Annotated in this window: 8 protein-coding genes; 1 reads left to right on the plus strand and 7 read right to left on the minus strand. The window is 61.4% G+C overall.

Annotated features, from left to right (window positions below; all coding sequences use genetic code 11):
- Positions 1-6: 6 nt before the first annotated feature.
- The 7 genes from DET50_RS06375 to DET50_RS06405 form a co-directional block, all read right to left on the minus strand.
- Positions 7-1,425: an MBOAT family O-acyltransferase gene (locus tag DET50_RS06375; protein WP_113862042.1), complete on the minus strand. Its 1,419-nt coding sequence runs from the start codon at positions 1,423-1,425 to the stop codon at positions 7-9.
- Positions 1,426-1,427: 2 nt separating this feature from the next.
- Complete coding sequence (locus DET50_RS06380) at positions 1,428-3,005, minus strand: right-handed parallel beta-helix repeat-containing protein (protein ID WP_113862043.1); 1,578 nt, start codon at positions 3,003-3,005, stop codon at positions 1,428-1,430.
- 10 nt (positions 3,006-3,015) lie between these two features.
- The gene (locus DET50_RS06385) at positions 3,016-4,440 is read right to left on the minus strand and encodes an alginate export family protein (RefSeq protein WP_113862044.1); all 1,425 of its coding nucleotides are present in this window, start codon (positions 4,438-4,440) and stop codon (positions 3,016-3,018) included.
- Positions 4,441-4,445: 5 nt separating this feature from the next.
- Entirely contained in the window at positions 4,446-5,816 is a 1,371-nt protein-coding gene (locus tag DET50_RS06390; protein WP_113862045.1) for a tetratricopeptide repeat protein, read from the minus strand.
- 14 nt (positions 5,817-5,830) lie between these two features.
- Positions 5,831-7,000, minus strand: a complete 1,170-nt coding sequence (locus DET50_RS06395) for a PilZ domain-containing protein (protein ID WP_113862046.1) — start codon at positions 6,998-7,000, stop codon at positions 5,831-5,833.
- A 62-nt stretch (positions 7,001-7,062) separates the two neighbouring features.
- Positions 7,063-8,541 (minus strand): glycosyltransferase family 2 protein, encoded by a 1,479-nt coding sequence (locus DET50_RS06400; RefSeq protein WP_258546071.1) that lies wholly within the window; start codon positions 8,539-8,541, stop codon positions 7,063-7,065.
- A gap of 84 nt (positions 8,542-8,625) precedes the next feature.
- Complete coding sequence (locus DET50_RS06405) at positions 8,626-9,936, minus strand: nucleotide sugar dehydrogenase (RefSeq protein WP_113862048.1); 1,311 nt, start codon at positions 9,934-9,936, stop codon at positions 8,626-8,628.
- Positions 9,937-10,601: 665 nt separating this feature from the next.
- Here DET50_RS06405 and DET50_RS06410 point away from each other — a divergent pair.
- The gene (locus DET50_RS06410; protein WP_113862049.1) at positions 10,602-11,402 is read left to right on the plus strand and encodes an SDR family NAD(P)-dependent oxidoreductase; all 801 of its coding nucleotides are present in this window, start codon (positions 10,602-10,604) and stop codon (positions 11,400-11,402) included.
- The last annotated feature ends 6 nt before the right edge of the window (positions 11,403-11,408 follow it).

The following is an 11,408-nucleotide window of genomic DNA, read 5'->3' on the forward strand; positions in this document are numbered from 1 at the left end:
ATCACCTCAGAACTGGAAGTAGAGGAACGGCGAGAAGCTTTCCGCGGAGAGCTTGAGCACCGCCATCAGGAACACGGGCAACAGCAGCGTTGGCAGCACCACCCGCAACGGCGTGGCACGGACCCCGTCGAGGCTCCAGGAGAAACGGTCCTTCATACCCATGACCACAACGATCAGGTAGGCCAGTACCAGGATCGCCACGTTGAGGCCGCGAATGTCCTTCAGGTAGGCGCCGCTCAGCTCAAAGCCGGAGAAACTGAACATGGCGCTGTAGAACTCGAAGGCCGATCCGATAGTCGAGGCCCGGAAGGTTACCCAGCCGACCATCACGAACAGGAAAGTCATGAGCCAGCGGCTGACCCGGAAGCTGCGGGGTGCACCCGACACACCCAGGGCCCGCTCGATCGCCAACAACCCGCCGTGCCAGGCGCCCCAGAGGAGGAATGTCCAGTTGGCGCCGTGCCAGAGACCACCGAGCAGCATGGTCAGCAACAGGTTGCGATAGGTGCTGAACACACCACCCCGGTTGCCGCCGAGCGGGATGTACAGGTAATCGCGCAGCCAGCTGGACAGGCTGATGTGCCAGCGCCGCCAGAACTCGGTGATGCTCTGGCTGATGTAGGGCTGGTTGAAGTTCTCGATAAAGCGGAAACCCATCATCAGCCCCAGTCCGATGGCCATGTCCGAGTAGCCGGAAAAGTCGAAGTACAGCTGTGCGGTGTAGGCCAGGATGCCGAGCCAGGCGTCCGCCGTGCTCGGATCGGACAGGGCAAAGGCGCTGTCCGCCAGCGGTGCGATTGAGTCGGCGATGAACACCTTCTTGATGAAACCCTGCATGAAACGGATGGCACCTTCGCCGAACTTTTCCAGGGTATGGGTGCGGTAGGCGAACTGGTCCGCCAGGTCCTTGTAGCGCAGGACCGGACCGGCAATCAGTTGCGGGAACAGGGCGATGAACGCAGCGAAGTCGACAAAGCGCCGGGTCGGCTCGGTGTCGCCCCGGTAGACATCCACCACGTAGGAAATGGCCTGGAAGATGTAGAAGGAGATGCCGATGGGCAGGATGATGTGGGCCAGTTCCAGCGGCTGATAGCCCAGGGACACGAACAGGCCGTTCAGGCTGTCCACGCCGAAGTTGGCGTACTTGAAGTAGCCGAGAGTTGCCAGATCGCCGGCGATACCCACGGCGACCCACTTTCGGGCCTTTGCGGTGCCAATGCCACTGTGATGGATTCCGAGGCCGATCAGGTAGTTCCAGAGCGTGACCGCGACGAACAGCAGCAGGAAATCCACCCGCCACCAGGCGTAGAAGGCATAGCTGCCCAGCAGAATGACCCAGGACCGGTGCCGGAATGGCGTCAGGTAATACAGCCCCAGGAACGCGGGCAGGAACAGGAACAGAAAGATATTGGAAGAGAAAACCATCGTCAGCCTCCGGCGTTACCGTTGTTGGAAACGGGTTCCGGTGTCAGGCGCACGGCGTGGCGCCCGTTCAGGAGAGCATCGAAAATTTCGGTCTGATAGGTGCCCAGCAGGCCTTCGAAGTGGATGCCCACGTCCGAGCGCGGAAAGCGCATGTTGACGTCATAGAGCTCGAGATACTGCGGGTTGTCCGAGGCCAGGGGACCGCTGGCGTTGGCGGCCAGGTTGCCGCCGACGATGGTCATCGACACCGCCTGGTGGTAGTAGTCTTCCTCGAAGTTCCGGTCGGTGGCGCTCAGGTCCTTGACCTGACCGAGCACGCCGTAAGTACCGTTGAGGGCGGCGACGTTGTTGTAGACCCGGACATTGGTGCTGTTGCGCACACGGATGCCATTGCGCAGGTTGTTCATCAACCGGTTTTCCCACAGCAGGTTGTCCGGTGACTCGTACAGGCCGATACCGTCGCCCTGGTTATCATGGACCAGGTTGTTCGCGACCACGTTGCGGCGGCTTTGCCGGTCCAGCACGATGCCCGACAGGCCGTTCTCGTAGCTGTGGTTGTTGATGATCCAGCTGTCGTTCACCTCCCGGGAGATGATGATGCCGTGCTTCTCCCTGGTCCCGTAGACCTCGTTGCCGGCGATCAGCAGATGGCTGGAGTAGTCGTGCGGGTCGATGCCGTAAACGATATTGTCGTGGTAGACATTGTTCACGATGGCCACGTTCTCGGCTTCGTAGCAGTAAAAGCCGTAATAGATGTCGGAGAAGGTGGACTCGACCAGCCAGGCTTCCGGCGCCGACCGTTGCAGACGTTTGTTGTCGTATTCCGAGTATTGGGCCACGGTGAAGCCGTAGGATTTGCTCTGGTTGTATCCGAGGTGCTTGAAGGTTGAGCCGAGCACAAAGGTCTCGCTGCCGCCCCAGCCAACGAAAAATGGTCGGAAGTTGGACTTCCTGACGAAGGTGGCCGGGCCTTTGGCCTTTTCCCGCCAACCGGTGACGGTGCTGTCGATCACGAACAGCCAACCGTCATTGGCCATGAACGCGCCCCGTTCCTCGGACAGGCGCAGGGTCTGGTCGCGGATCACCAGGGTCGCTTCCGGCTGCACCACCAGCGGCAGACGTATGGTGTAGGAGCCGTCGTCGTTGCGCTCCATGTAACGGGGATTGCCGACCTGCTCGTACACGTCATCGAGCGTTGCCCGGCCGGCATCCACCAGGATCGCCTTGGGGTGGGAATACTGGCGAATCACCCATTCCCGGGCCCGGCCCTGATCGACGAAGTCCCCCAGGGCCGGGATGTCGCCGATGCGCTGGACGGATACCCGGGGAGCACCCTCTGGCCGTTGGGCCAGCTGCTGCTCCACCGCATCGCGGTTGTATTGCGACACGTCCGGAAGTTCCGGAAGCTCGGTGGCCACCTCCTCGCCTGGTACTACCTGCAACCGATAGTCCTCCAGCTCGTACTGGGGCGCGGATTCCGATGGCTCCAGCCGGGTTTCCAGATTCGCCGCAGCCGCCACGGGTACCAGCAGGGCGCAGGTACAAAGAGGCAGCAGGCGTAACAGTTGATGGTGTTTCATGGCCGGTTCCCTAGAATCGCTTCGCGACATCGAGCACGACACGATGACGGGCGTCGTCCGCGTCCGGACCATAGGCGTCGCCCGGGAAGAAAACGCCGCCGCGCAGTCGCACGTCAAAGGTGTTCCAGGCAGCGCCGTCATCACCGTAGTAACCCAGCACCAGATCGACGGACTCGCCCAGGTCATCGCTGGTGCCGGTGAATCCGGGCTCGATCAGGTCCGAGGTCACGGAGCCGGCCTGGTCTGCCAGCCAGTAGCGGTGGTAGATGAGGTTGGCTGCCCAGTCGTCCCGGTTGGTGAGGGCGGTGTAGGCCGTGACGGTCTTCAGGTTGCTCCACTCGGGCTGGAAGGCCTCCCCGAACCGGGCGACCTGGGAGCGGGTGCCGGTGTACCGGGACCGGTTGCTCTCCAGACCGGTCTGGCGGAAGGCGTCGGATTCGTCTCCGCTGTCGCCGCCGGAAGCGATGGCACCATGGACCCCTGCGGTCCAGCGTGGGCTGTCCACAAGCTGGGCCCGCAGGCCGATATCGGCTGCCCAGCCGCTGACATCCTGCTCCTGCCGGGACAGTAATCCGGTCTCGGTGGTCGACAGACGGGACTGGTCACCGGTCACGGCCGCCACCGACGCCAGGTACTGGAGTCGGCTGTGGGAGTGCCAGTCGAAGTAGGCGTTATCTGCTCGGGCGTTGGCCCAGGTCAGTGAGTCGGTCACCCGCTCGGGCAAGCCATTGTCGGTCTCGGCTGCCAGGTCGCGGTCATTGCTGTAGCGCTCGGCATGGGTCACAAGGAAGGTGAGATAGTGGTCCTTGTGCCACTGCCACCGGGTCTGACCAAAGGCCCGGGCAATGTCCTGTTCCTCGACCGGCAGTTCGCTGACATCGGTATGTGCCTCGGAAATCTTGTTGGCAATACCCGCCGTGGCGTCCAGCAGCGTGGTGTCGAAAATCCAGCGGGTCAGGGTGATGTCATCGTCCCACCACATGCCGGTGTCCTCTTTCAGTCGCTCACGACCGAAGCGGATCGATTCCCCGGGGTAGTCGGTCAGGCCGTTGTAGTCGAACCAGAATTCCCTGAGCGCAAAGAAGGCGTCGGTTTCGGTACCGCCGATTTCATCACTGACGTCCACCTGGCCGGTGGCCCCGAACGCCTGCAATCGGAGCTTCGAGCGCCAGTGATCGGACAGCTGCCAGACCCACTCGGGCTTGAGGTCCAGTGCCACTTCGTCCGACTTGGTGCTGGAGCCGGGGGTGGTGCCGAGCCTGCGGTCACCCTCGCTGATCAGGCTGAACTTGGCCCGGGTGTTGTAATCCAGAAGCCTCGGATAGGACACGTCGGTTTCGCTGTCCCGGGTTTCCTGTGCCCAGCTGGTAGTTGTTCCGAGGCAGCCGAGTACCATCATCAGTCCGGCCATTCCGGTGGTTCCGTTCGTTGCCATGTGGGTTAGCCCCCCTGACGTTGTCTGTTTGTTTGGTCTGAAGCGCCGGTCGCCTGGCGGCGTGCTGCCAGCTCCCGGTTCGCCAGTGTTTCAGCCGCCTGCTCCAGCGCCCTGGGCATCTGGGGCACCATCTCTACCAGGAGCTCTCTTGCTCTTGGCAAACCGGCATCGGTGGCAAGCAGGGCGAAGGACCAGGCGTAGAGCTTGTTGACCTCGATGCCCTTGCCTTCCCAGTACATCTCCGCAAGCAGGTAATCTGCCTTGGGGTACCCGCGCCGGGCCGCCTTGAGCAGGTGATCCCTGGCCTTGCGCGGTTCCGGCTCGCCCAGGTAGCCGCGCTTGTAGATCCGCCCCAGCAGGTAGTCGGCCGAGGGATATTTCTTGCTGGCTTCGCGGGCATACTCGATGGCCTTGCGGGCATCGATCGGGACAATGCGTCCCCGCTCATACAGCCGGGCCAGGGTGAGGGAGGCCTTCAGGTCCCCCTGGCTGCGGGACGTTTCCAGCAGCCGGATGACTTCCTCCGCGTCCGCCAGATAGGTGTTGTCCATGATCAGGCGCGCCCGGCCGGTGATGGCCGGCACATAGTCGGGAATAAGCAGTTGGTAAAGCTCGTTTGTGACGGCGACTTGCTTCGCTGGTGATTCCTCGTCCGATAGCCAGCGGGCAAACAGGTACAGGTCACGGTCGTCGATCTTGCCCTGTTTCCAGGCCTTACGGGCCCTGGCCACCAGTGCGTTGAAGCGGTCGGTGTGTCCGTCCGCCAGGTAGACCCGGGCGAGGATCACCAGGCAATCCGGATGGGATACGGCGATCGGCTCGCACAGGGAAACGATTTCACCGGCCCGGGCTTGCAGCTGACCGTTCAGGATGTAATAGCGCGCCAAGGCAAGATCACCGGAGGGGTCGCCTTTCTGCCGTGCCCGCTGGATCCACTGCATCGGGTCGGCCTTGGGGAACTCCTGCGGATGATCCAGGTAGAGCTCGATCAGCGGCATCAGCGCGCTGTCATCGCCTGCCGCCATGGCTTTTTTCAGGTAGAACTCGCCTTTGGCTCGCTGGCTGACGCTTTTGCCCTCGCGGGCATACAGCTTGCCCATCCGGCTCAGGGCCCGGTCGCTGCCTTGCTCGGCCGCAGCCTGGTACCAGTGCAGTGCCTTGCCAAAGGCCGCTTCGGAGTCCTCGTCGGAGTACAGGTCGCCGAGCTCCACCTGGGCGTCGGCAAGCCCGAACTTTGCGAGTTTGGTCAGCTCCGCCCGGGCCGCGCCGAGGTTACCGGCGGCGGCCTCCTGCTCGGCGCGTTGCATGTCCGGGAGGCCGCTGCAACCGGCGATTCCCATCAGCAGGAGCATGGCTGTGGATGCCTTGTGGATCATGGCCTGGGCTCCAATCAGTTGCCGGATACCCGGTCGACGATGCCGTCCAGGGCAGACAGCTGGATGACATCAACGGTCACGCCGATGGGGCGGCCCACCGATTCAAGCGGCATGGGTTGCTCGGCCTGGATCAGGGCGTTGATCGCGGTGCCCGGCTGGTTGGGGGTCTCGGCGTCGACATAGAGTGATTCGATGGAGCCCCCGCGGGTCTCGCCACCGGCCAGGTGCAGGGTGACGCTCTGGCCCTCCTGCAGATTTTCACCTTCGGTGAAATTGAACCGGGCGATGATGTGGGCAGAGGCGTCGGTCGGGACCAGCACCGCGATCTGTTCACCCTTGCTCATGTACTGGTCTTTGGCGGGCAGCAGGTTCAGCACCTTGCAGTCACACGGACTGGTCAGGGTGCCCCGGACGCTCTGGCCCAGGAGTTCCTCGATCTGCTCGACGGTGTAATTGCCGTTACCCACCAGTTCGTTGACGTAAGCCAGCATGGGCGCGTCGAACGTGGCAATGGGCTGGCCTGCTTCGACCTGATCACCGGGTTGGACCAGGGTGGTGACCTTGCCGTCCTTGGGCAGGCTGACCGGGATGTCCTCGGAGGCCACCATGGCGGTCTCCGCCTTGGTGACGAAGTAGATCTGCCAGAGCTGGTATCCGATGAAGGTAACGGCGATCAGGCCAATCCCCATCACCACCAGGCTCACGACCATCGCCCGGGCGCTGGCGAAGAACCCGAGGGCCTGACTGGACTTGCTCTTGCGCGCCTTGGTGAAGTTCTCCCGGGACAGGGTGTTGAGGACATCTCCGGCAGACACGATCTCACCACTGAGGAACGAGGTGATCAGGTAACGCAGGACGGAAACCTCGCGCTGGCCCAGGTTCTGGAATTCACAGCCACAGCGGTCACTGTCGTGCCCGAGGTTCCTGGGCACGAATTCCACTTCCACCGCCATGTCCATGCCGTCCACCTTGAACACCAGCCGGCCGTTGTAGACCTTCCCGCGGCGCAGGGACTCATTGCCCAGGCGGATGCAGAAACCACCGGCAGACAGATCTTCCAGTGGAAAGCGCACGGGGGCGCCGTCGAGTTTCACGAAGAGTGTCGCCGGCATGCGGACCCGGGCGAACTGCCTCTGTGCTTCGGATTCGTGTACAAACTGCGGTGCTATCGCTGCCGTGTTCATTACTTTGACCCTTGAATGTTGGCTGTTTTGTTAATGCTTGATTCCCCGTGGCGCGGTTGGCGTCACACGATGAACATGACGGTTGCCAGGAAGACGCTCGAGGCAGAGAACGTCATGATCCGGGATGACCAGCGGTTCATGCGCTGCTGGAACGAGGCCGAATCCGTGCTGTAACTGGTCTTCTGGCGTGTCCAGGACTGCCGGTCGAGCCGGAAGAACACATAGATCTTCATCAGCGACCCGAAGATCTGGTTGAAGTACAGGATCAGCGGGTAGGCCGGCCCCACCGGGTGCCCCGTGGCCACCAGCATGGCGCTCAGCACCAGGCGGGTAAGGCCGATCCAGAGCAGGTAGGCGATCAGGATCACGCCGGAGTATTTGATCGCTGCCACGATCGCGGCGGTCAGTCCCAGGATGCTGGTCCACATGGAGATCCTCTGATCCCAGAGCACGTACCAGGTGAACCACCCCAGGCGGCCCGGCCCCAGCTTGGTGGCCCGGCTGTTCTGGCGCAGGTTGTTGCCGTACCACCGGAACATGAGCTGCCTGGCCGAGCGGATGAAACTCGGATCAGGTGGATGCTCGACGGTGTGGATGGACGCATCGGGCACGTAGAAGGTGTCGTAGCCAAGGCGCATCATGCTGTACCAGCTGGACTTGTCGTCGCCGGTCAGGAACCGGAACTGGCCCAGCCGCCAGTGTTTGAGGGAGTCGTACTCCACGTCGGAGATGAACTCCGGACGGGTCACCACGCTGGCGCGGAAGACCGACATCCGGCCGGTCAGCGTAAGGACGCGCCGGGCAAGCCCCATGGAGCACATGTTGATGTGCCGTTGAGCAAAGCGCAGCTTGTGCCACTCGGACATCATGTAGCTGCCCTTGACTTCGCAGAATTCGTTGGTGGTCAGTGCACCCACCCGCGGCATCAGCTTGAAAAAGGGGGCGGTCTTGCGCACGACACCCGAGTCCAGGACGGTGTCGCCGTCGACCACCGCAACGATGGCGTTGTCATCGGGAATGGCGCGGGAAATGGCCCGGAAGCCATAAGCGAGGCCGTCGCGTTTACCGGTGCCGGGAATGCGGACCAGGTTCAGCTGGACCCGCTCCGGTGGGTTGAGCTTACGCCAGAGCGAGCGCATCAGCATTTCATCGGACAGTTCCACGATGGAGGCAACCACGGTGGTCGGCCAGCCACAGTCGATGGCTTCGCGGATGATGGATTCGTAAACCTGTGCGGTGGTGGCGGCGTCGATCCGGAAGCTGGTCACCATCAGGAAGACATGGGACGGCGCTCCCTCATCCCCCAGTTTCCGGGCCTTGCGACGCAGGATCGGGTAGGCGTGATGCAGGAAGTACATGCCCCGGACAAAATGGGTGATGCCCACGGAGTAACGCCAGAGTCCGATGCCGCCGATCAGCAGGATGAAGTGGGCGCCGCCCGGGACAATGAACTCCCTGGGCAGGGCGACCGCTAGCGATCCCAAGGCCGCCAGGTACAGGCACCAGCCACCGGCACGGGAAAAAGGGTTGTCCGGAATCATCGACATGGCCGAGGTTCTCCAGGGTTCATCAATAAGGTCTGCTTGCAAGGAGCCCCGGCGCACTGGGGTGCCGGGGCGCGGGCGTTACCAACAGATGCCTTCGAGCACACCGTTGGTGGTGGTTTTCATGAAACCCACCAGGTCCACGACCCGTTTGCCTTCGGGCACTTCCGCGATGACGGTTTCAAACAATTCGTCGTTGTTGCCGACCACCAGTACATCCCCATGCTCGACCACGCCGCGCAGATCGCTGTCCATCAGGTTGGAGAGATGGGGAATCTTCTGGTTGATGTATTCCCGGTTGGCGCCGTGGGTGCGGGCATAATCCACGTTGCGGTCGAAGATCCGGAGGTCATAGCCCTTGCCGATAAGCAGCTCGGCCAGCTCCACCAGGGGGCTTTCCCTGAGGTCGTCGGTGTTGGCCTTGAAGCTCAGGCCCAGCATGCTGATCTTGCGGCGGCCGTAACCGGTCACGATGTTGAAGGCCTTGGCCACCTGCTCGTTGTTGCTGCTCATGATGGAGCTGAGCAGGGGATGTTTGACGTCCATCTGGTTGGCCCGGTAGGTCAGGGCGCGGACATCCTTGGGCAGACAGGAGCCGCCGAAGGCGAAGCCGGGGCGCATGTAATAGCGGGAGATGTTCAGCTTGTTGTCGAGGCACATCACGTCCATGACGTCCCGGCCGTCCACACCCATGGACTTGGCGATGTTGCCGATCTCGTTGGCAAAGCTGACCTTGGTGGCGTGCCAGACGTTGCAGGTGTACTTGATCATTTCCGCCACCTCGATGGGCTTGCGGATCAGCGGCGCATCCAGATCGCCATAGAGTTCCGCAAGCAGTTCACCGGAGCGGTTATCCAGCTGCCCGATCACGGTCATGGGCGGATGGTCGTAGTCCTTGATAGCCGTGCTTTCCCGGAGGAATTCCGGGTTCACGCAAACACCGAAATCCTGTCCGGCGATCTTGCCCGAGGCCTCCTGCAGGATCGGGATGACCACGTCCCGCACGGTGCCTGGCAGCACGGTGCTGCGAACCACCACCAGGTGCCAGCTGTCCTTCTCGCGCAACGCCATGCCGATGTCCCGGGAAACCTTCTCAACAAAGGTCAGATCCAGGTCGCCATTGGGCTTGCTCGGTGTGCCGACACAGATCATGGACATCTCGCTTTCCAGTACAGCGGTCATTCCCTCGGTGGTCCCTTTGATGCGGTGGGCGCGAACGCCGTCACCCAGCAACTCTTCAAGGCCCGGCTCAACGATCGGCGATTTGCCGCTGTTCACCAGTTCGATCTTGACCGGGGAAACGTCCACCCCGACCACCTCATGACCGCGACGGGCCAGACTCGCCGCACAAACGGCACCCACATAACCCAGACCAAATATGCTTACACGCATGGTTTCCGCTCCCTTGTTGTTCCGGAAAGATGTGCCGGTGTTACCGGTTTCGATGTTGCTCTCCGAAAAACGTCAAAAAAATGGTGTTTCTGAGGTTGTCTGCCAAAGCCGTTCTGTCCTTGCTTCGTGTCTGCAAAAAAATGGTCCATCACCGCGCTGTGAATCAGTGCGAACACGACCGGTTTTCCTGCAGTCCTTTTGCTGTTTCGGGCTCTGGAAAAATTTCCTCCGGCGGCCCTGAAACAGTTTTAAAACGTACCGAAACAAATAATTAAATGCCTGTTACGCAATGATAATTTTGACTTGTCGGCTTGATTTACATGTATGGGATCTGGTGTGAATCCGGGATTGACAGGTGTGCGTCAAGTGCTTGATTCCCCGTGGGAGCACCAGGCGGATCTGTCGTTTTCACAGGCAGGAATGGGCGACAAAAATTTGACGATGGTGATTTTGTAAATTCTGTTTATCTATTTTGGGGAGGGAAACTATTTCGAAAACGTCTTAAAAATAGTTCTTGTTACGGGAACTTTCTGAACGATGTCCCGATTGTCATTTCCGGGATGGATCTTTTTTGAGGGCTCATCGTGTCCGCGCGCCGCCTTCCCGAAATTGGGGCTTGAATATTTCGAGCGCTCGTTCTATTTTTGGGTTCCGGAGGTCGAGATATGAACAATTCCAATAACACGAACCCTGGCAATACAGACTGGTCCCTGCACGTTGGCGGCAAGACCGCACTGGTCACCGGCGCCGCTGGCGGTCTGGGCCACAGCTTTACCCAATGCCTGCTCGAAGCCGGCGCCACGGTCATCGTCAGTGGCCGCCGCCGCGAGGCGCTGGAGTCTCTGAAGAGCGATTTTCCCGAACATGCTGGCCGGATCCATGTGGTCACCATGGATGTCACCGACGAGGCAAGTGTCACCGAAGCCTTCGACACCATGGCCGATGACGTCGGCATTCCGGATGTGGTGGTTTCCAATGCCGGTGTCGCCACCAGCAAAAAGGCGCTGGACCTGACTGGCTCCGACTGGGACCAGGTGGTCGACACCAATCTGAAGGGTTGCTGGCTGGTGGCCAATGAGGCCGCCCGTCGTCTGTCCGCCATCAACCGGGGCGGCAGCATCATCATGATTTCTTCCATCCTGGGCCATCGGGTGGCCGGCAACGTGGCGCCCTACGCGGCGGCCAAGGCCGGTGTCGAGCAGCTGACCCGGGCACTGGCGCTGGAATGGGCCCGTTATGGTATTCGCGTCAATGCCCTGGCTCCCGGCTACATCGAGACCGATCTGAACCGTGTTTTCTTCGCGACCGAGCCCGGCCAGAAAATGATTCGCCGTATCCCCCAGCGCCGCCTCGGCCAGGCCGGGGATCTGAGCGGGCCATTGCTGCTGCTGGCCTCGGACCTTTCCGACTACATGACCGGCAGCACCCTCGTGGTGGATGGCGGCCATCTTCAATCCTCGCTGTAAGGAGCA

Source organism: Marinobacter pelagius, assembly GCF_003315345.1.
Lineage (GTDB): Bacteria > Pseudomonadota > Gammaproteobacteria > Pseudomonadales > Oleiphilaceae > Marinobacter > Marinobacter pelagius_A.